General features: G+C 62.2%; 22 protein-coding genes. 18 read left to right on the top strand and 4 right to left on the bottom strand.

Annotated elements, in window-relative coordinates:
- The first annotated feature begins 168 nt into the window (after positions 1-168).
- The 16 genes from ccmA to IEC33019_RS16110 all read left to right on the top strand — a co-directional run bounded on the left by ccmA (position 169) and on the right by IEC33019_RS16110 (position 11,989).
- A complete protein-coding gene (ccmA, locus tag IEC33019_RS16185; RefSeq protein ID WP_070092411.1) occupies positions 169-801 on the top strand; it encodes a cytochrome c biogenesis heme-transporting ATPase CcmA in 633 nt (210 codons plus the stop codon).
- Complete coding sequence (gene ccmB / locus IEC33019_RS16180) at positions 798-1,466, top strand: heme exporter protein CcmB (RefSeq protein ID WP_070092410.1); 669 nt, start codon at positions 798-800, stop codon at positions 1,464-1,466. The genes ccmA and ccmB overlap by 4 nt, the downstream gene beginning before the upstream one ends.
- 46 nt (positions 1,467-1,512) lie before the next feature.
- Positions 1,513-2,280: a heme ABC transporter permease gene (locus tag IEC33019_RS16175; RefSeq protein WP_070092409.1), complete on the top strand. Its 768-nt coding sequence runs from the start codon at positions 1,513-1,515 to the stop codon at positions 2,278-2,280.
- Positions 2,277-2,453: a heme exporter protein CcmD gene (gene ccmD, locus IEC33019_RS16170; protein WP_070092408.1), complete on the top strand. Its 177-nt coding sequence runs from the start codon at positions 2,277-2,279 to the stop codon at positions 2,451-2,453. Before IEC33019_RS16175 ends, ccmD begins: the two co-directional genes overlap by 4 nt.
- The gene (gene ccmE, locus IEC33019_RS16165; RefSeq protein ID WP_070092407.1) at positions 2,450-2,905 is read left to right on the top strand and encodes a cytochrome c maturation protein CcmE; all 456 of its coding nucleotides are present in this window, start codon (positions 2,450-2,452) and stop codon (positions 2,903-2,905) included. Before ccmD ends, ccmE begins: the two co-directional genes overlap by 4 nt.
- Before the next feature lie 11 nt (positions 2,906-2,916).
- On the top strand, positions 2,917-4,890 hold the full coding sequence (locus tag IEC33019_RS16160; RefSeq protein ID WP_170831771.1) for a heme lyase CcmF/NrfE family subunit: 1,974 nt from the start codon (positions 2,917-2,919) through the stop codon (positions 4,888-4,890).
- Positions 4,887-5,423 carry a DsbE family thiol:disulfide interchange protein gene (locus IEC33019_RS16155; RefSeq protein WP_070092405.1) on the top strand — a complete coding sequence of 179 codons (537 nt, stop codon included), beginning with the start codon at positions 4,887-4,889 and terminating at the stop codon, positions 5,421-5,423. Before IEC33019_RS16160 ends, IEC33019_RS16155 begins: the two co-directional genes overlap by 4 nt.
- The gene (locus tag IEC33019_RS16150; RefSeq protein WP_070092404.1) at positions 5,420-5,896 is read left to right on the top strand and encodes a cytochrome c-type biogenesis protein; all 477 of its coding nucleotides are present in this window, start codon (positions 5,420-5,422) and stop codon (positions 5,894-5,896) included. Before IEC33019_RS16155 ends, IEC33019_RS16150 begins: the two co-directional genes overlap by 4 nt.
- Positions 5,889-7,082: a c-type cytochrome biogenesis protein CcmI gene (ccmI, locus tag IEC33019_RS16145; protein WP_070092403.1), complete on the top strand. Its 1,194-nt coding sequence runs from the start codon at positions 5,889-5,891 to the stop codon at positions 7,080-7,082. The genes IEC33019_RS16150 and ccmI overlap by 8 nt, the downstream gene beginning before the upstream one ends.
- Before the next feature lie 12 nt (positions 7,083-7,094).
- Positions 7,095-7,517 carry a hypothetical protein gene (locus tag IEC33019_RS16140; RefSeq protein ID WP_070092402.1) on the top strand — a complete coding sequence of 141 codons (423 nt, stop codon included), beginning with the start codon at positions 7,095-7,097 and terminating at the stop codon, positions 7,515-7,517.
- Positions 7,518-7,777: 260 nt separating this feature from the next.
- Positions 7,778-8,566, top strand: coding sequence for a PhzF family phenazine biosynthesis protein (locus IEC33019_RS16135; protein WP_070092401.1), 789 nt, complete (start codon positions 7,778-7,780; stop codon positions 8,564-8,566).
- A 747-nt stretch (positions 8,567-9,313) separates the two neighbouring features.
- Positions 9,314-9,721, top strand: coding sequence for a GFA family protein (locus tag IEC33019_RS16130; RefSeq protein WP_070092166.1), 408 nt, complete (start codon positions 9,314-9,316; stop codon positions 9,719-9,721).
- A 102-nt stretch (positions 9,722-9,823) separates the two neighbouring features.
- Positions 9,824-10,765: a DMT family transporter gene (locus IEC33019_RS16125; RefSeq protein WP_070092165.1), complete on the top strand. Its 942-nt coding sequence runs from the start codon at positions 9,824-9,826 to the stop codon at positions 10,763-10,765.
- Positions 10,766-10,804: 39 nt separating this feature from the next.
- On the top strand, positions 10,805-11,143 hold the full coding sequence (locus IEC33019_RS16120; RefSeq protein WP_070092164.1) for an FKBP-type peptidyl-prolyl cis-trans isomerase: 339 nt from the start codon (positions 10,805-10,807) through the stop codon (positions 11,141-11,143).
- A gap of 142 nt (positions 11,144-11,285) precedes the next feature.
- Positions 11,286-11,738 carry a hypothetical protein gene (locus tag IEC33019_RS16115; protein WP_070092163.1) on the top strand — a complete coding sequence of 151 codons (453 nt, stop codon included), beginning with the start codon at positions 11,286-11,288 and terminating at the stop codon, positions 11,736-11,738.
- A 5-nt stretch (positions 11,739-11,743) separates the two neighbouring features.
- Complete coding sequence (locus IEC33019_RS16110) at positions 11,744-11,989, top strand: hypothetical protein (RefSeq protein WP_070092162.1); 246 nt, start codon at positions 11,744-11,746, stop codon at positions 11,987-11,989.
- 64 nt (positions 11,990-12,053) lie between these two features.
- Here IEC33019_RS16110 and IEC33019_RS16105 read toward each other — a convergent pair whose 3' ends face one another.
- Complete coding sequence (locus IEC33019_RS16105) at positions 12,054-12,782, bottom strand: aspartate/glutamate racemase family protein (protein ID WP_043215640.1); 729 nt, start codon at positions 12,780-12,782, stop codon at positions 12,054-12,056.
- A 13-nt stretch (positions 12,783-12,795) separates the two neighbouring features.
- Positions 12,796-14,331, bottom strand: coding sequence for an NCS1 family nucleobase:cation symporter-1 (locus tag IEC33019_RS16100; protein ID WP_070092161.1), 1,536 nt, complete (start codon positions 14,329-14,331; stop codon positions 12,796-12,798).
- A gap of 482 nt (positions 14,332-14,813) precedes the next feature.
- On the opposite strand from IEC33019_RS16100, the gene IEC33019_RS16095 reads away from it, so the two are divergent.
- Positions 14,814-15,713, top strand: a complete 900-nt coding sequence (locus IEC33019_RS16095; protein WP_070092160.1) for a DMT family transporter — start codon at positions 14,814-14,816, stop codon at positions 15,711-15,713.
- Between the two features lie 68 nt (positions 15,714-15,781).
- Positions 15,782-16,711 carry a class I SAM-dependent methyltransferase gene (locus IEC33019_RS16090; RefSeq protein WP_070092159.1) on the top strand — a complete coding sequence of 310 codons (930 nt, stop codon included), beginning with the start codon at positions 15,782-15,784 and terminating at the stop codon, positions 16,709-16,711.
- Positions 16,712-16,795: 84 nt separating this feature from the next.
- Here IEC33019_RS16090 and IEC33019_RS16085 read toward each other — a convergent pair whose 3' ends face one another.
- On the bottom strand, positions 16,796-17,794 hold the full coding sequence (locus IEC33019_RS16085; protein ID WP_070092158.1) for a sulfate ABC transporter substrate-binding protein: 999 nt from the start codon (positions 17,792-17,794) through the stop codon (positions 16,796-16,798).
- A 93-nt stretch (positions 17,795-17,887) separates the two neighbouring features.
- Positions 17,888-18,712 carry an ion transporter gene (locus IEC33019_RS16080; RefSeq protein WP_070092157.1) on the bottom strand — a complete coding sequence of 275 codons (825 nt, stop codon included), beginning with the start codon at positions 18,710-18,712 and terminating at the stop codon, positions 17,888-17,890.
- Positions 18,713-18,714 lie beyond the last annotated feature (2 nt).

Genomic DNA, 18,714 nt, shown 5'->3' with positions numbered 1-18,714 from the left:
GTCGGACCCGCCCTCTTGGCAGCGAGACGTCGCATGTAATAATGCCCGCCGTCCACCACTGCCACTATAACGGCAGTGACCGGGGCGACTTGAGACACTGGGGTTCAGCGAGGGTTCGCGCGGTCTACGGCTGCGCAGCGCTGAACCCAACATTGAAAAGGCGAAACCGTGACCCTTCATCTCCAAGCCGCGGGCCTGGCCTGCGAGCGCGACTGGCGATTGCTCTTCGAGCATCTGGATTTCCAGTTGCGGCCCGGTGACATGCTGCAGATCAGTGGCCCAAACGGCAGTGGCAAGACAAGCCTGTTGCGTTTGCTGGCGGGTCTGATGCAGCCCACCGCGGGTCAGATCCTGCTCAATGGCCAACCGTTGGTCGAGCAGCGTCATGCCCTGGCCAGCATCCTGCTATGGATTGGTCACGCCGCCGGCATCAAGGACCTGCTCACCGCTGAAGAGAACCTCGCCTGGCTGTGCGCCTTGCATCAGCCCGCCACTGTCGAGGCCATTTGGCAGGCGTTGGAGGCCGTGGGCCTACGTGGGTTCGAGGATGTGCCCTGCCATACCCTGTCGGCCGGCCAGCAGCGCCGCGTGGCTTTGGCGCGCCTGTATCTGGACTGCCCCCCGCTGTGGATCCTCGACGAACCCTTCACGGCTCTGGACAAGCAAGGCGTTGCCCAACTGGAGGCCCACCTGGCGGCCCATTGCGAGCAGGGCGGCACCGTGGTGTTGACCACTCATCACAACCTCGAGCGCAAGCCATCGGGTTATCGAGAACTGAACCTGGGGCAGTGGGCGGCATGAGCGTATTCATCCTGTTGCTGCGCCGCGAAGCGCGTCTGTTGTGCCGCCGCCCGGCGGAGCTGGCCAACCCGTTGGTGTTCTTCGCGATAGTCGTCGCCTTGTTCCCATTGGCGGTCGGTCCTGAGACACAATTGTTGCAAACCTTGTCGCCCGGCTTGGTCTGGGTCGCGGCATTGCTGGCCGTATTGCTGTCGCTGGACGGCCTGTTTCGCAGCGACTTCGAGGATGGATCGCTGGAGCAGTGGGTGCTGTCGCCGCATCCGCTGTCAATGCTGGTGTTGGCCAAGGTGCTGGCACACTGGATCTTTTCCGGCTTGGCACTGGTATTGTTGGCGCCATTGCTTGCCTTGATGCTGGGGTTGCCGGCCGCTTGCCTGCCGGTGTTGCTGGGCTCACTGCTGCTGGGAACCCCGGTGCTGAGCCTGCTGGGCGCGGTGGGCGCGGCGTTGACCGTCGGCCTCAAGCGGGGCGGCCTGCTATTGGCGCTGCTGATCCTGCCGCTGTATATCCCGGTATTGATCCTGGGCAGTGGCGCCTTGCAGGCGGCGTTGCAGAATATGCCGGCGACCGGACACCTGCTCTGGCTGGCCAGCCTGACGGCCCTGGCGGTGACACTGGCACCTTTTGCGATAGCGGCCGGCCTGAAGATCAGCGTCGGCGAATAACGAGTCCCGGGCTCCCAAGCCCGGCAAATACCGTGGATGTACCTTGATGAAGATAAGCTGGACGTGGTTCCACAAGCTGGGTTCCCCCAAATGGTTCTATGCCATCAGTGGCCGCATGCTGCCCTGGCTGAGCGGGTGCGCCATTCTCCTGCTGTTGGTCGGCATCACCTGGGGCCTGGCCTTCGCTCCGCAGGATTACCAGCAGGGCAACAGCTTCCGGATCATCTACATCCACGTCCCGGCCGCGATGCTGGCCCAGTCCTGCTATGTGCTGCTGGCGGTGGCTGGCGTGGTGGGGTTGGTGTGGAAGATGAAACTGGCGGATGTGGCCGTGCAGTGCGCGGCGCCCATCGGTGCCTGGATGACCGCCGTGGCGCTGGTCACCGGGGCGATCTGGGGCAAGCCGACCTGGGGCAGTTGGTGGGTCTGGGACGCCCGACTGACGTCCATGCTCATCCTGCTGTTCCTGTACTTCGGCATCATCGCCCTGGGCCAGGCGATCAGCAATCGCGACAGCGCGGCCAAGGCCTGCGCGGTCCTGGCGATCGTCGGCGTGGTGAACATCCCGATCATCAAGTACTCGGTGGAGTGGTGGAATACCCTTCACCAGGGCGCCACCTTCACCCTGACCGAGAAGCCGGCAATGCCTTCGCAAATGTGGTTGCCGCTGCTGCTCACGGTATTGGGTTTCTACTGTTTCTTCGGCGCGGTACTGTTGCTGCGCATGCGCCTTGAAGTGCTCAAACGCGAGGCGCGCGCCAGTTGGGTCAGGGAGGAAGTGTTGAACAGCCTGGGTCGGAGGGCCGCGCGATGAGCTTCGCTTCTTTCAATGATTTTCTGGCCATGGGGCACCATGGCCTGTACGTCTGGTCGGCTTACGGCATCTGCCTGGCGGTGCTGGCGCTCAATGTCGCCGCACCGCTGATAGCCCGGCGCCGCTACCTGCAAGAAGAGGCGCGTCGTCTGCGCCGGGAGAACAACCAGTGAATCCTCAGCGCAAGAAACGCCTGTTCCTCATCCTGGGCCTGCTGGTCGGTGTCGCCATCGCCGTGGGCTTTGCGCTGAGCGCCCTGCAGCAGAACATCAACCTGTTCTATACCCCGACCCAGATCGCCAATGGCGAGGCGCCGCTGGACACGCGCATCCGCGCCGGCGGCATGGTCGAGAAAGGCTCGGTGCAGCGCTCCTCCGATTCGCTGGATGTGCGCTTCGTGGTCACTGACTTCAACAAGTCGGTGCCGATCACCTATCGCGGCATCCTGCCCGATCTGTTCCGTGAGGGGCAGGGCATCGTCGCCCTGGGCAAACTCAACGCCGACGGCGTGGTGGTGGCCGACGAGGTCCTGGCCAAACACGATGAGAAATACATGCCGCCAGAGGTTACCAAGGCCCTGAAGGAAAGCGGCCAGGCCGCGACCAGTGCGGAGCCCAAGCCATGAACGCGGCATTGGTGATCCCGGAGCTGGGGCAACTGTCGATGATCCTGGCGATCTGCTTCGCCGCGGTCCAGGCCAGCGTGCCGCTGCTCGGTGCCTGGCGCGGCGACAGCCTGTGGATGAGCCTGGCGCGGCCTGCGGCCTGGGGGCAGTTCGCTTTCCTGGCGTTCGCCTTTGCCTGCCTGACCCATGCCTTCATGACTGACAACTTCTCGGTCGCCTACGTGGCCAGCAACTCCAACAGCGCCTTGCCCTGGTACTACAAGTTCAGTGCGGTCTGGGGTGCCCACGAAGGCTCGCTGCTGCTCTGGGCGTTGATTCTCGGTGGCTGGACCTTCGCCGTCTCGGTGTTCTCGCGTCAGTTGCCGCAGGTAATGCTCGCCCGCGTGCTGGCGGTGATGGGCATGATCAGCGTGGGTTTCCTGTCGTTCCTGATCGTCACCTCCAACCCCTTCGAGCGCCTGCTGCCGCAGGTGCCCACTGACGGACGCGACCTCAATCCATTGCTACAGGACTTTGGCCTGATCGTTCACCCGCCGATGCTGTACATGGGCTACGTGGGCTTCTCGGTAGCATTCGCCTTCGCCATTGCCGCACTGCTCGGTGGGCGTCTGGATGCGGCTTGGGCGCGCTGGTCGCGGCCTTGGACCATCGTCGCCTGGGCCTTCCTCGGCGTGGGGATCACCCTGGGTTCCTGGTGGGCCTACTACGAATTGGGCTGGGGCGGCTGGTGGTTCTGGGATCCGGTGGAAAACGCCTCGTTCATGCCCTGGCTGGTGGGCACGGCGTTGATCCACTCGCTGGCCGTCACGGAAAAGCGCGGGGTGTTCAAGAGCTGGACGGTACTGCTGGCTATCGCCGCGTTCTCGCTCAGCCTGCTGGGTACCTTCCTGGTGCGCTCCGGGGTGCTGACCTCGGTGCATGCCTTTGCTGCCGACCCCTCGCGCGGTGTGTTCATTCTCATCTTCCTGCTCTTCGTGGTGGGAGGGTCGCTGGCCCTGTTCGCGTTTCGAGCGCCTGTAGTCAAGAGCCAGGTGGGCTTTGCCCTGTGGTCGCGGGAAACGCTGCTGCTGGCCAACAACCTGGTGTTGGTGGTGGCCGCATCGATGATTCTGCTCGGTACCCTCTACCCGCTGGTGCTCGATGCCTTGACCGGGGCCAAGCTGTCGGTCGGCCCGCCTTACTTCGATGCGTTGTTCCTGCCGCTGATGGCGTTGCTGATGGTGGTGCTGGGCATCGGTGTGGTGGTGCGCTGGAAAGACACCCCTGGCAAGTGGCTGATGGGCATGATGACCCCGGTGTTGATCGGCAGCGCCCTCCTGGCGCCGGTCGCGGGGTTGATCGTCGACGATTTCGAATGGCCTGCCCTGAGCGCCTTCGCCCTGGCCGCCTGGGTGGTGCTCGCCGGTATTCGCGACATCCTCGACAAGACCCGCCACAAGGGCTTGGCCAAAGGGCTGCGCGGGCTGTCGCGCAGCTACTGGGGCATGCAGCTGGCGCACCTGGGCCTGGCGGTGTGCGCCCTGGGCGTGGTGCTGGCGAGTAGCAACAGCGCCGAGCGCGACCTGCGCATGGCCCCGGGTGAAAGCGTGGAGCTGGGTGGCTATCACTTCCTGTTCGAGGGGGCCAAGCACTTCGAAGGGCCGAACTTCATCTCCGACAAGGGCACGGTCCGGGTCAGCCGTGATGGCCGCGAAGTGACCGTGCTGCACCCGGAGAAGCGCCTCTATACGGTGCAGCAATCGATGATGACCGAGGCCGGTATCGATGCCGGCTTCACCCGCGATTTGTATGTCGCCCTCGGCGAGCCGCTGGACAATGGGGCTTGGGCGGTGCGGGTGCATATCAAGCCTTATGTCCGCTGGATCTGGCTGGGTGGTCTGCTGACCGCACTGGGTGGTTTTTTGGCGGCTCTCGACCGACGCTATCGCGTCAAGGTCAAGGCCCGGGTACGTGATGTCCTGGGCATGTCTGGAGCGACTGCATGAAGCGTTGGATCATGGTAGTGCCACTGGCGGTGTTCTTGCTGGTGGCGGTCTTTCTGTACAAGGGGCTGTTCCTCAAGCCCGACGAACTGCCCTCGGCGATGATCGGCAAGCCCTTCCCGGCGTTCTCCCTGGCGTCGGTCCAGGGGGATCGTACGCTGACCCCGGCGGACCTGCAGGGACGCCCGGCGCTGGTCAACGTCTGGGCGACCTGGTGCCCATCGTGCAAGGTGGAGCATCCCTACTTGAACCAGTTGGCCGAACAGGGCGTGGTGATCCACGGCGTCAACTACAAGGACGACAACGCCTCGGCGCTTAAGTGGCTGGCCGACTTCCACAATCCCTACCAGTTGAACATCCGTGACGAGCAGGGCAGCCTGGGCCTGGACCTGGGCGTGTACGGCGCACCGGAAACCTTCCTCATCGATGCCAAGGGCATCATCCGCTACAAGCACGTGGGCGTGGTCGACGCCACGGTATGGCGTGAGCAACTGGCGCCGCTGTATCAAGGGTTGGTCGATGAGGCCAAGCCATGAAGCGCTGGCTCGCTGCTGCCGTACTGGGGTTGAGCTTGACTGGCGTGGCCAAGGCGGCCATCGACACCTATCAGTTTCGTGATGACGCCGAGCGTGAGCGTTACCAGCAACTGACCAAGGAACTGCGCTGCCCCAAGTGCCAGAATCAGGACATCGCCGACTCCAACGCGCCGATCGCCGCCGATCTGCGCCGGGAGATCTTCCGCATGCTGGGCGAAGGCAAGAGCAACCAGCAGATCGTCGACTTCATGGTCGATCGCTACGGTGATTTCGTGCGTTACAAACCAGCGCTCACCGGGCGGACCTGGTTGCTCTGGTTCGGCCCGGGGATCCTCCTGGCTGGCGGCTTCGTGGTGCTGGCGCTGATCGTGCGCCGTCGTCGACATCCTGTGGCGAATGCCTCCGAGCAACTGTCCGCCGAAGAACGCGAGCGTCTCGCCAAACTGCTGGATAAAGAACAGACCCATGACTGAATTTTGGCTTAGCGCGGGCCTGCTGTTGCTCGCGGCCCTGGCTTTTCTGCTGATCCCTGTCCTGCTTGGCCGTCGACGGCAGCAGGAGGAGGATCGCACTGCCCTTAACGTTGCCCTGTACCAAGAGCGTGTGGCCGAGCTGGCTGCGCAGCAGGAAGCCGGCGTACTCGATAACGAACAGTTGGCCAAGGGCCGTGACGAGGCCGCCCGTGAACTGTTGGCCGACACTGACGGCGCCGAAGCACCACGCCAAGGCCATCTGGGCAAAGCCCTGCCGCTGCTTGCGGCGGTGCTGGTGCCGGCCCTGGGGCTGGGTCTGTATTTGCACTTCGGCGCTGCCGACAAGGTCGAGCTGACCCAGGAGTTCGCCCAAGCGCCGCAATCAATGGAAGAAATGACCGAGCGCCTGGAGCGCGCCGTGCAAGCCCAACCTGACTCGGCCGAAGGCCTGTATTTCCTTGGTCGCGCCTACATGGCCGAGCAGCGCCCGGCTGATGCGGCCCGTACCTTCGAACGTGCCGTGACCCTCGCGGGGCGACAACCAGAGCTGCTCGGCCAGTGGGCACAAGCCCTGTACTTTGCCGCCAACAAGCAATGGAGCCCACAGGTACAAGCCCTGACCGACGAAGCACTAAAGACGGACCCCAAAGAGGTCACCAGCCTAGGGCTGCGCGGTATCGCAGCTTTCGAGGGCGAGCGCTATCAGGAGGCGATCGATTACTGGCAACGTCTATTGGTCCAGTTGCCCGAAGGTGATGCGTCGCGCACCGCTTTGCAGGGCGGTATCGACCGCGCCGCCGAACGGCTCAAGGCTGCAGGGGGAACCCCGACCGCAGCGCCTGAAGCCGCACGCCTGAAAGTGCGGGTAGCACTGGCTGATGCGCTCAAGGACAAGGTCAAGCCAGACGACACGGTGTTCATCTTCGCTCGGGCCATCAGCGGCCCCCCCATGCCCTTGGCTGCCAAGCGCGTGACTGTGGCGCAGTTGCCATTGGAAGTGGAGCTTTCGGACGCCGATGCAATGATGCCGCAGATGAAACTGTCGGACTTCCCCGAAGTCCAACTCGTTGCCCGAATCTCGCGTGCAGGTCAGCCGACCCAGGGCGAATGGGTTGGCCAGAGTTCGCCGTTGCCTACCCGGACGCAGGGTACTCAACAACTGACCATCGACAGCCCAGATCCATAAGAGAGTGACTCCATGAACAGCACCGTGCGCCTGACCCTGATCACCCTGGCCCTGGGTCTTTCCGCGTGTACGGTGCATCCACCCAGCCAGGAGCGCTTGCCACCGATAGAGACCAGGCCTCCCCACCAGGGGCCTGCGGTCAAGCCGCTACCGGGGAGTCAGCCGCCAGGCACCCAGCCCAGCAAGCCCGCAGCGATTCCCAAGCCTATGCCACGCACCTCCGCCAGTTTCGCTCCACCGCCGGGCGGAGCGAGCCACTGGGATCCGCGCATGGGCGTCTATGTACTGGAGAACAAGACCAATACTTTCTACCGCCAGCGCACCTATTACCGCTGGAACAACGGCTGGAGTTGGTCGCTCAGCCCTGACGGGCCCTGGCAGGAAACCGACAGCAGCGGTGTGCCTGGCGGTCTGGGACGCGCCTTCGCCCAGTAGTTTGCTCGACCATTACAGTACAGTTAAGGCCTTAACTTTCAATTGACTGTACTGGCGGGTGACCCCGCATAATCCCAGCTCACCTTTGAGCTGGGGGCGTATGAGCAACACTGTCCTGTTGTCCGCATGGCTCGGCTATCGCGCCCTTGCAGCCCTCCCTGTGCAAGCACGCTTCGCCGGTCAATGCGCACTGGCGCCTGTTCGTTCCTGAATTTTCCCAGAACCTGCCCGGCGGGATGCTGGGCGTTAGGAGCTTTTGCATGCAACTCGAAATCTTCCAGGTCGATGCGTTCAGCACCGCGCCATTTGGTGGCAATCCCGCAGCGGTGGTCCCGTTGGACAATTGGCTGCCCGACGAGACGCTGCAGCGTATCGCCGAGGAAAACAACCTGTCCGAGACCGCGTACTTCGTGCGCAACGGCGAGACGTTCGATCTTCGCTGGTTCACGCCGACCGTTGAAGTAGACCTGTGTGGGCATGCGACCCTGGCGGCGGCCTGGGTACTGTTCGAGCAGTTGGGGGAGCAGGCCGAAGTGCTGCGGTTCAATACCCGCAGTGGAGAACTTCGTGTCAGCCGTGGTGCCGATGGATTGCTGGCGATGGACTTTCCGGCCAAGCAGCCGGTGGCGGTCGATATTCCTCAGGCGTTGCTCCAGGCGCTGGGGCTGGCCAGTGCCCGTGCACTGTATCGCACGGACGACTTTGTGCTGGTGATCGACGATGCCGCGCTGCTCAAGACGCTGACGCCGGATTTTGTGGCGCTGTCCGCGTTTGACGTACGAGGAATTGCGGTAACAGCGCCCGGAGGTGGGTTTGATTTCGTTACCCGCTGGTTCGGTCCGAAGGTTGGTGTCAATGAAGACCCGGTGACAGGGTCGGCGCATACATCGCTGGCGCCTTACTGGTCCGAGCGGCTGGGCAAGCGGCGGTTGGTGTGTGAGCAGGGTGGAGCGCGCAAGGGGCAGCTGGAATGTGAAGTGCCGGGGAATGGGCGGGTGATCATCAGTGGGCGGGGGGCTTTGTATCTGCGTGGGGTGATTTTTGTCTGAGTGGGTTGTGGATTGGGGAGTTGTGGGCATATCCGTTTGATTTGTCGACGCTTAGTCACCTTTGCGCCCTTACGGCGGGTCACTTTTGGTCTTGGCCAAAGTAACCAAAGCCGCTGCGCCCCGGCATACGCCCCGGCGCTTCGCACCGGGTTCCCTCGCTGCGGTGTCTTGCGGGGCCTCGCGGCCTCCGGCTGGCTGCGCCAGTTCGGCTACCGCCGAAGGGCGCTACGCGCCTTCCCTTCCAGACACCTCCGCTCGGCCTGCTGATGGGGCGCAAGTTACAGGCGGCGCCTGGGCTGGCGTTGTTTCATTCAGTGGTTTTTGTGGTGAGCTTTTTGGCCCATTCGCGGGTGAACCCGCTCCCACAGGCTCACCGCAGCTCTTGAGAACGGCGCAGTGCCTGTAGGAGCGGGTTTACCCGCGAATAGGCCTGAACGAACAATAAAATAGTTAGTTTGTAACCGTTGCCGTTGCTTTTTATGCGCGATAGTCCAGACACCCCCAACCGCGACCTCAGAAGCCCCGCAAGACACCGCAGCGAGGGAACCCGGTGCGAAGCGCCGGGCCGCATGTGGGAGCCAGCGGCTTTTGCCTACTTTTGCCCAAGACGGAGCAAAAGTAGGTCGCCAAAGGCGAAAAGCGCCAGTGGCGCCACCACCAACACCGGATATTCACACAATCTGAAAGCCCAAGCCCAAAAGAAACCACCACCTATACTTCCCAGTCCCAAACGCAAGGAGCCCCACCATGTCCCTGGAAAAACAAGGCACCTGCCTCTGCGGCGCAACCCGTCTGAAGGTCACCGTCGACAACACTCATATCAGCGCCTGCCACTGCAGCATGTGTCGCAAGTGGACCGGCGGCCCTCTGCTGGTCGTCCATTGCAGCCAACCCCCAACGATCGAAGGCCGCGCGCCAAGCGTCTACGACTCCTCTGATTGGGCCCAGCGCGGGTTCTGCGGCCAGTGCGGCACGCACCTGTACTATCGCCTCAAAGCCAACGATTTCTACGCCATCCCGGTAGGCCTGCTGGATGGCGACGAAGCCTGGGCCTTCGACCTGCAGATCTTCGTCGAGCAAAAGCCAGCCTGGTACTGCTTCGCCAACCAGACCAAGGAACTGACCGGCCAGGAAGCGTTCGAGCAACTCGGCTAACCCGCGACCACCAGCAACCATTCGGCGAACACCTGCGTAATGAGCTTTGCCCAAAGCGGGGCCTCGCGATAGCCTGCCAGTCTGATCAAGAGGAGCAGACAGGTGAAACGCGGTGTGATGTATGCCGGCATGGCCGGTGGGTTGTGGGGCGGGGTGATCATGGTTCCGGAGTTGTTGCCGGAGTTCAGCCCGATGCTGCTCAGCACAGTGCGCTACCTGATGGTCGGCGTGCTTTCGCTTTTGATGCTGTTGCCCATGGCTCGGCATCTGCGTCGGCTGACCCTGCAGGATGTGTGGATGCTCTTGCGTCTGGCGGTGGTCGGCAACCTCGTGTATTTCATCTGCCTGGCTGCGGCCATTCAACACCTGGGCGTTGCGCCGGCTTCGTTGATCGTCGGCATTCTCCCGCTCACCATCACCTTGTACGGGCGCAACGACAGCGGTGCAGTCCCCTTGGCACGTCTGGCCGGGCCTTTGGCGCTCATCCTGGCCGGCATGCTGTGCATCAATCTGGAAACCTTCGCTTTCGCCCCCGGCGATGTCACCGACAAACTGCTGGGGCTATTCTACGCCCTGGGGGCGCTGGCGTGCTGGACGTGGTACGCCGGTCAAAACAGCCGTTGCCTAAAGCGTTGCGGGCATTTCGATGGGCATCAGTGGTCGGTACTGATTGGCGTCATGACTGGCCTGGCGAGCCTGGTCATGGTCGCGCTATTGGCTGGGTGGCAGCCGCAGCAGTTGCAGGTGCAAGCACCTGCCTCGCGTTGGTGGTGGTTCTGGGTGGCATGCCTTGGCTGCGCGGTATTCGGGTCCTGGTTGGCCACCGCCTTCTGGAACGCCGCCTCAAGGCGCCTGCCGCTGACCTTGAGTGGGCAACTGATCGTCTTCGAGACGCTGTTCGCTTTGCTCTATGCCTTCCTTTGGCGGCATTCCGGGCCGACCCTGCTTGAAGCCGCAGCGATCATCCTGGTGATTGGCGGCGTGCTGTGGTCGATGCGCCAGCACGAGGCGCCACGACGTCTTGCCAAAGCGGCGCATTCCTGAGAAAAGGGCGGCCACGAAATCCGCTTCGAGGAAACCGCCATGAGCAGCGAACTGCAAATCATCGATATCCAGGAAGGCGACGGCAAGGCCGTGGTCAAGGGCGCGCTGATCACCACCCAGTACACCGGCTGGCTGGCCGATGGCAGCGAGTTCGATTCGTCCTGGTCGCGAGGCAAGCCGTTTCAGTGTGTGATCGGGACCGGTCGAGTCATCAAAGGCTGGGACCAGGGCCTGATGGGCATGCGCGTTGGCGGCAAGCGCAAGCTGATGGTGCCGGCGCATTTGGGATATGGCGAGCGCAACGTAGGGTCGATCCCGCCCCATTCCGACCTGACGTTCGAAATCGAGTTGCTGGAAGTGCTGACGCGCGATGACTGAGGCATCTGTGTCTTAGGGAAATTAGCCTCATTGCCGGCTTGGAAAAATCATGCGGTAAACAACGAAACGGCGGGTATTGCTCGCGCCTCTGGCAAGGCACCTTCTGCGTTCCAGCGATGACTTTGAACGCAAGGGTAGGTGCATGCAAAACAACAACAGCTATCGAGTGATCGGCTATCGGGATGTGGTCTTTGACATTCTGGACTGCGAGGTCAGGCGACGTTCTCAGTTAAAGACGCTTTCCTTCGACGTGGCACGGCAGATAAACAATCGCATCATCGAAAGAGCAATGAAGCTCTATGACCGGATGCAGGCAAGGGAACTACCCTGCCTCATGAAAGTGGTGATTTCACAGCCGCTGAACCGTGGACAATACGGCGCGCTCAATGATCAGCGGTGCACGTTAACTGACGCGATCTCTGGCGCCGTCTTGCGTGCGCGGATCGCTGTAGCAACCAAAGTCGATACCCTCGCGTTCGTCGCTGAACGTTTGCTGCGTTATTACGCAGGCGACCGGTTGATCGGTATCGATGCCAGCGTTCGCAGTGGCATCGGGCCTCGGCATTCATCCATTTCAATGATCTTCAAGTACTGAGCCCTATGTTTGAAGATCCATTGCAAATCGTATTGATGTTCATCGTGGCATTGTTCATCGACCGACGGATGAAAGCGCCCGGACTGCGCAAATGGCTGGGCATCGCCTTGTTCATGGGAGGGCTGGGCAGCATTTTCTACGTACATCTCGAGACGTTTCATGGCATTGACGTCATGCCTTGGAAGACGTTTGCGATGGTCATGGGGGTGTGCCTGTTCTTGCGCCGTGATCGACCTGTGCACGGAAGGTGAGGATGTTGGCGCCGTCGTCGCTTCCACTGCTGCTGTGGAAGCGAGGACGGCGCACAGCGAGGCCTTAACGTCCGAACATCATCGGCCAACCCACCACTTTCTTCGCACGCGGTGTCGCATAGGTACGCACTTTCGAGGTGCTCAAGCCCAGCCTCACCAGCGATTCGGCGATGCTCACCGCTGCACTGACCCCATCCACCACCGGCACCCCGGTACGTTGACGGATCTGTTCATCGAGCCCGGCCATGCCGCCACATCCCAGACAGATCACTTCCGCCTTGTCTTCACGCACCGCACGTTCGGCCTGCTCGACGATCGCTTGCACGGCACGCTGCGGATCAGCCTCCAGGTCGAGCACTGCAAGGCCGCTGGCACGGACCGAGGCGCAGCGATCGTACAGGCCCGAGAGCTTTAGGCGGTCCTCGATCAGCGGCACGGTGCGGTCCAGCGTGGTTACCACCGAGTACTTGTGGCCCAGATACATGGCGGTACTGGCAGCGGCGTCGGTGATGTCCACCACCGGTACATCGAGCAACTCCTGCAGGCCTTCGCGGCCATGCTCGCCATAGCCAGCCTGGATCACCGCATCGTAGGGCTGATCGAAATTGAGCACCCGGTCCATCACGGCGATGGCGGCAAGATAGCTCTCGAAGTTGCCTTCAACGGACTCCGCGCCAAACCACGGCGTGAGGCCGACGATCTCGGTACCGGGGGATGCCACGCTGCGTGCCTGTTCGGCGATGGCGTCGGTGATGGCGGTGGTGGTGTTGACGTTGGCAATCAGGATACGCATGAGGATGTCCCTATCAATGGCTGCTGTGGTCAACGGCGATGGCTTCACCGCTGACGTCGAGGTACTGGCGGTTGCGCGGGGCAACCAGCAGGTAGAGGGTGGCTGCGGTGCCCGCCCCGATCAGCCAGGAGAACGGTGCGACGCTGTGGAAGTTGGGCACCAGGGCCAGCACGATGGCCAGCAGGGCGGCCGGCAGGAAAGCGGCGACGGCGCGCAGGTTGATGCCGCGGGTATAGAAGTAGGCCCCGGCGGGGTTTTCGCTATAGAGCTCCGGCACGTTGACCTGGCCTTTTCGCAGCAGCCAGTAGTCCGCCATGATCACGCCATACAGTGGACCGAGCAGGGCGCCCAGGCCCGACAGGAAGTACACGATCACCAGTGGGCTGTTGTAGAGGTTCCAGGGCAGGATCAGCACTGCCAGGGTGGCGCTGATCAAGCCGGCGCGGCGGAAGTTCAAATGGCGCGGCGCCAGGTTGCTGAGCACGAACGCCGGAGCGACGAAGTTGGCCATGATGTTCACCGCCACGGTGACGATCAAAAACGCCAGGCAGCCCAGCACCAGGAAGAGGGTGCTGGGGATGGAGGCGACGATCTGGGTGGGGCTGTCGATCACCTGGCCGTTGATCTGGAACTGCGCGCCGCACAGCACTGCGGTGATGGTGGCGAACACCAGGATGTTGACCGGCAGGCCCCAGAAGTTGCCCACACGGATGGTCTTGCGGCATGGTGAGGAGCGAGCGAAATCACAGAAATTCAAGACCAGGGTGCCATAGATGGCCAACCACAGCGCGCCGCCGGCAAAGATGTTGCGCCACATCTCGTAGCCGGTCAGCGGTTCGGCCACCGACCAGGCAATGCGGGCGTCGGCCTGGAAGTACATCCATCCGGCCAGGCTCGCCACGGTCAGCAGAATCACCGGGCCCGCGAAGGCCTCGTAGCGGCGCACCATCTCCATGCCGTAGGCAAGGATCACCAACTGCACCAGCCAGATCGCCACGAAGCACAACCAGCCCAGGCTTGACAGGCCGAGCAGGCTGTTGTGGTCGTAGGCGGCCAGCTGCGGCCAGACGGCGGTGAGCAGTACCCGCAGCACCACCGACGCCAGGTAGGTCTGGATACCGAACCAGGCGATGGCGATCACCGCTCGGATCAGCGCCGGTATCTGCGCGCCATGGATGCCGAAGGCGATGCGACTGATGACCGGGAACGGCACGCCGGTTTTCTGTCCCATGTAGCCGGACAGGTTCATGAAGAAGTACACCAACGCCGCACCGATCGCGAGGGACAGCAGAATCTGCCAGCCGCCCAGGCCCAGGGCGAACAGCCCCATGGCGAAGGAATAGTTGGCGATGTTGTGCACGTCATTGGTCCACAGCGCGAAGATGCTGTAGCGGCCCCATCGACGACCCTCGATACGGGTAGGGGCGAGGTCGCGGTTATGCAGGCGAGGGCTGAGCTCAAGGTCCGGCGAAGGACCGTTTAATGGACGGGAGGGGAAAGCGGTGCTGGCAACGGATAGTTCAGGGGCTAGGTTGAGGCTGGTACTCATTCGACACGCTCCTGATGCGCGTGGACTGCGATGAGCGGGCAGCGCACGGGCTCGCCATCTCGTCGGTGCAGCGTTGGCATCACTGGGTTCTGGGCGCAACGGCCTGATAGGGAGGGCAGGCGCTGCGAGTTCTTGTATGTATGTTTTGTTTGGTTTGTATACAAAACATGAGCACATGAAAGCGACTTCCATGCCAGGCATGACGCAACTTTGAGAACATGGCTTTTTGCAACTTAACCTATTGAAAGTTAAGTCAATGAAATAAGCGAAATATATGTTGACCAAATGAACAGGTTTTATTTTTTGCGATCGTTGTTAGTTGATCGATTGGTCAGACTTGAAAGTGAGAAGTGTGTAGGAGAGTGGGTCGATGATGGACAGGAGTGCACACAAAAATGACACCTTAGGTGACATTCTTGTGTACAAGTTTGCGGTTGCAGGCCCCTGGGCATACTGTGGCCATGTTCGACAGGAGGTGTGAGATGGACAATTCGTTGCGCCGTGGCTCGCTGGAAATGGTCGCCGCCATGCTGATTTCCGGGACCATCGGTTGGTTCGTGCTGGTGTCCGGACAACCGGTGCTGGACGTGGTGTTCTGGCGCTGCGTATTCGGCGCCGTCACGTTGTTGCTGATCTGCGCTGCCATGGGCTTTCTCAAACCCGGGGTACTGACGCGCACCACCTTTCTGCTGGCGGTGGCCAGTGGCATGGCCATCGTCGGCAACTGGGTGTTGCTGTTCGCCTCGTACTCCAAGGCCTCGATTGCCATTGGCACGGCGGTCTACAACGTGCAGCCGTTCATGCTCGTGGGGCTGGCGGCGTTGTTCTTGGGGGAAAAGATCACCTTGCCCAAGATGGCCTGGCTGAGCCTGGCCTTTCTCGGCATGCTGGCCATCGTCAGTGCCCATGGCAATGGCCAGGGCGGGGCAGGCGAGTACCTGTTGGGCATCGTTCTGGCCTTGGGTGCGGCCTTTCTCTATGCCGTGGCCGCGCTGATCATCAAGCGCCTGAGCGGAACGCCGCCGCACATGATCGCGCTGGTGCAGGTGACTACCGGCATCCTGCTGCTGGCACCGTGGGTGGGCGGTGAGGGGCTGCCGGGCGAGACGTCGGCGCTGGCCAGCCTGTTGACCTTGGGGGTTGTGCACACTGGCGTGATGTACGTGCTGCTGTACAGCGCTATCCAGCGTCTGCCCACCGCTCTGACGGGGGCGCTGTCGTTCATCTACCCCATTGCGGCGATCCTGGTCGATTGGGTGGCCTTCGACCATCGACTGGCGCCGTTGCAGTGGCTGGGCGTAGCGGCGATCCTGCTGGCTGCAGCGGGGATGCAGCAGGGGTGGTGGTTCCGTTCGGCCAGGATCGCGGTGAAGGGACAGTGATTGGCGGCTCCAACGCTCAAGTAAGCACTATTAGGTAGAATGCCTTCTTTTTTGCTTGCGACCCGATCATGACCTCGCCGATCCCTACCCTCGAGCAGCATCTGCTCGCAGCCCTCGACCCCGCCCCGCAAGAGACCCGCCGCCTGTTCCACGGCCGTGGCCGCTGCTGGCCGGGGCTTGAGCAGATCACGGTCGATTGGCTGGATGGCGTGCTGCTGGTGGCGCTGTTCCGCGAGCCGCCCGAGGGTCAGTTGGCCGAACTGGAAGCGATGCTGCGCAACCTCGCTGAGCGCCCGCAATGGGCCGGCCAGGCCATCCTCATCCAGCACCGTTACCTGCCCGACAGCCCCGGTCAGTGGCTGCTCGGCGAGCCTTGCCAGCAACGCGCGGTGGTGGAGGATGGCCTCAAGTACCTGCTTGACCTGGGGGTGCGCCAGAACAACGGGCTATTCCTCGACATGCGCTACGGACGTCGTTGGGTGCGCGAGCAGGCCACCGGCAAGCGGGTGCTCAACCTGTTCGCCTACACCTGTGGGTTCTCGGTGGCGGCGATCGCTGGCGGCGCGCAGCAGGTGGTCAACCTGGACATGGCCAAGGCTGCGTTGTCCCGGGGACGGGAGAACCACCGGCTCAATGACCATGACCCATCCCGCGTCGCGTACCTGGGCCATGAGTTGTTCAAGTCCTGGGGCAAGGTGCGCAAGTACGGGCCTTATGACCTGATCATCATCGACCCGCCCACCTTCCAGAGGGGCAGTTTCGTCCTGACCCAGGACTACGCCAAGATCCTGCGACGCTTGCCAGAATTGTTGATGGAAGGGGGAACGGTACTGGCCTGCGTCAACGACCCAGGCATCGGGCCGGACTTTCTGATCGAGGGCATGGCCGAGCATGCGCCGGGGCTGGCCTTCGTCGAGCGGTTGGACAACCCGCCAGAGTTTCCAGATGCGGACCCGGAAGGTGGGCTGAAGGCGCTGGTGTTCCGTCAGCAGGCCTGACGCACGCCGTGCCGGTCCTTTTGCGGGTACAGCGGGGGAACCTGTGCACAGCATGAAATAGGGGGCTCGAAGCCCCCTTTTCAGTTAATTGCTGGTGTAGATCTGGTCGAACACGCCGCCGTCGTTGAAGTGGGTCTTCTGCACGGTGCGCCAGTCACCGAAGGTCTTCTCCACCGACAGGAAGTCGACTTTCGGGAAACGGTCGGTGTACTTGGCCAGTACGGTGGCATCACGCGGGCGCAGGTAGTTCTGCGCAGCGATCTCTTGGGCCGCCGGCGACCACAGGTATTTGAGGTACTCCTCGGCCATGGGGCGGGACTTCTTGCGCTCGACCACCTTGTCGACCACGCTCACCGGTGGTTCGGCCTCGGCCGACACGCTCGGGTAGACCACTTCGAACTGGTCGCGACCGAACTCGCGGGCGATCATCTCGGCCTCGTTCTCGAAGGTCACCAGCACATCGCCGATCTGGTTGGTCATGAAGGTCGTGGTGGCGGCGCGACCGCCGGTATCGAGTACCGGCGCCTGCTTGAACAGCTTGCCGACGAAGTCGCGGGCCTTGGCTTCGTCGCCGCCCTGCTTGAGCACATAGCCCCAGGCGGAGAGGTAGGTGTAGCGGCCGTTACCCGAGGTCTTGGGGTTGGGCACGATCACCTGCACGCCGTCCTTGAGCAGGTCTGGCCAGTCCTTCAGGGCCTTGGGGTTGCCCTTGCGCACGATGAACACGGTGGCCGAAGTGAAGGGCGCGCTGTTGTTCGGCAGGCGCGAAACCCAGTTGTCCGGGACCAGCTTGCCGTTGTCGGCCAGGGCATTGATGTCGGTGGCCATGTTCATGGTGATGACGTCGGCCGGCAGGCCATCGATCACCGCCCGGGCCTGCTTGCTCGAACCGCCGAAGGACATCTGCACATTGACCTTTTCATTGTGCTCGGCTTCCCAATGCTTTTGGAACGCCTGGTTGTAGTCCTTGTAGAAGTCGCGCATCACGTCATAAGACACGTTCAGCAGGGTCGGAGCGGCCTGGGCCAGGTTGCCCAGGGCGAGTCCTGCGGCGAGCAGCGAGGCGGTGAAGAGCTTTTTCACGAAGCAATCCTTGTTCTGGTTCAAATGTTTGGCAATTTGCCAGCGACTATAACCTTTGGTTCTTGGACGTCTAAAGACCAAATGGCTCTTTGCTTATTCGTTTTTCGGGAACAATGCATTGCCGCAGCGTGAGCAGAATGCGGCGCCATGGTCGTGGGTGTTCTTGCGACAGGTAGGGCAGTCGTGTTGCAGCTGTTCGCCGCGCAAGGCATTGGCCAGTTCGGCGGTGAAGATGCCGGTAGGCACCGCGATGATCGAGTAACCGGTAATCATCACCAGCGACGACAGTACCTGGCCCAGCGGGGTCTTGGGCACGATGTCGCCGAAGCCCACGGTGGTGAGGGTAACGATGGCCCAGTAGATGCCTTTGGGAATGCTGGTGAAGCCATGTTCAGGGCCTTCGACCACATACATCAGAGTGCCGAACACCGTCACCAGTGTGGAGACGCTCACCAGAAAGACGATGATCTTCTGCTTGCTGCCCTGCAGCGCTGCCAGCAGGTAATGGGCCTGCTTGAGGTAGGGGCTGAGCTTGAGCACGCGGAAGATCCGCAGCATCCGGATGACCCGCACGATCAGCAGGTACTGGGCGTCGCTGTAGTACAGCGCGATGATTCCCGGCACGATCGCCAGCAAATCGACCAGCCCGTAGAAACTGAAGGCATAGCGCAGGGGCTTGGGCGAGCAGTACAGCCGGGCCAGGTACTCCACCAGGAAGATCGCCGTGAAGCCCCACTCGATCATGGCCAGCAGGCCGGCGTAGCCCTGGTGGACTTCGTCGATGCTATCGAGGATCACCGTCACCAGGCTGGCGAGGATGATCAAGAGCAGGATTTTGTCGAAGCGTCGGCCGGCGACGGTGTCGGTCTGGAAGACGACGACGTAGAGCCGCTCGCGCAGGCTCGCAGGGTTTTCCATGG

The organism is Pseudomonas putida (genome assembly GCF_002741075.1).
Classification (GTDB): Bacteria; Pseudomonadota; Gammaproteobacteria; order Pseudomonadales; family Pseudomonadaceae; genus Aquipseudomonas; species Aquipseudomonas putida_T.
The sequence above is the reverse complement of the archived record's forward strand: the minus strand, read 5'-3'. Positions and strand labels throughout refer to the sequence as shown.

What these genes read in the sequence shown, in the direction of transcription:
- IEC33019_RS16140 (WP_070092402.1), top strand. Translation starts at nt 7,095, where the DNA reads ATGAACAGCACCGTGCGCCTGACCCTGATCACCCTGGCCCTGGGTCTT.
- ccmD (WP_070092408.1), top strand. Translation starts at nt 2,277, where the DNA reads ATGAGCTTCGCTTCTTTCAATGATTTTCTGGCCATGGGGCACCATGGC.
- IEC33019_RS16135 (WP_070092401.1), top strand. Translation starts at nt 7,778, where the DNA reads ATGCAACTCGAAATCTTCCAGGTCGATGCGTTCAGCACCGCGCCATTT.
- IEC33019_RS16115 (WP_070092163.1), top strand. Translation starts at nt 11,286, where the DNA reads ATGCAAAACAACAACAGCTATCGAGTGATCGGCTATCGGGATGTGGTC.
- ccmB (WP_070092410.1), top strand. Translation starts at nt 798, where the DNA reads ATGAGCGTATTCATCCTGTTGCTGCGCCGCGAAGCGCGTCTGTTGTGC.
- IEC33019_RS16150 (WP_070092404.1), top strand. Translation starts at nt 5,420, where the DNA reads ATGAAGCGCTGGCTCGCTGCTGCCGTACTGGGGTTGAGCTTGACTGGC.
- IEC33019_RS16095 (WP_070092160.1), top strand. Translation starts at nt 14,814, where the DNA reads ATGGACAATTCGTTGCGCCGTGGCTCGCTGGAAATGGTCGCCGCCATG.
- IEC33019_RS16090 (WP_070092159.1), top strand. Translation starts at nt 15,782, where the DNA reads ATGACCTCGCCGATCCCTACCCTCGAGCAGCATCTGCTCGCAGCCCTC.
- IEC33019_RS16130 (WP_070092166.1), top strand. Translation starts at nt 9,314, where the DNA reads ATGTCCCTGGAAAAACAAGGCACCTGCCTCTGCGGCGCAACCCGTCTG.
- IEC33019_RS16105 (WP_043215640.1), bottom strand. Translation starts at nt 12,782, where the DNA reads ATGCGTATCCTGATTGCCAACGTCAACACCACCACCGCCATCACCGAC.
- IEC33019_RS16080 (WP_070092157.1), bottom strand. Translation starts at nt 18,712, where the DNA reads ATGGAAAACCCTGCGAGCCTGCGCGAGCGGCTCTACGTCGTCGTCTTC.
- ccmI (WP_070092403.1), top strand. Translation starts at nt 5,889, where the DNA reads ATGACTGAATTTTGGCTTAGCGCGGGCCTGCTGTTGCTCGCGGCCCTG.
- IEC33019_RS16175 (WP_070092409.1), top strand. Translation starts at nt 1,513, where the DNA reads ATGAAGATAAGCTGGACGTGGTTCCACAAGCTGGGTTCCCCCAAATGG.
- IEC33019_RS16155 (WP_070092405.1), top strand. Translation starts at nt 4,887, where the DNA reads ATGAAGCGTTGGATCATGGTAGTGCCACTGGCGGTGTTCTTGCTGGTG.
- IEC33019_RS16110 (WP_070092162.1), top strand. Translation starts at nt 11,744, where the DNA reads ATGTTTGAAGATCCATTGCAAATCGTATTGATGTTCATCGTGGCATTG.
- IEC33019_RS16100 (WP_070092161.1), bottom strand. Translation starts at nt 14,331, where the DNA reads ATGAGTACCAGCCTCAACCTAGCCCCTGAACTATCCGTTGCCAGCACC.
- IEC33019_RS16120 (WP_070092164.1), top strand. Translation starts at nt 10,805, where the DNA reads ATGAGCAGCGAACTGCAAATCATCGATATCCAGGAAGGCGACGGCAAG.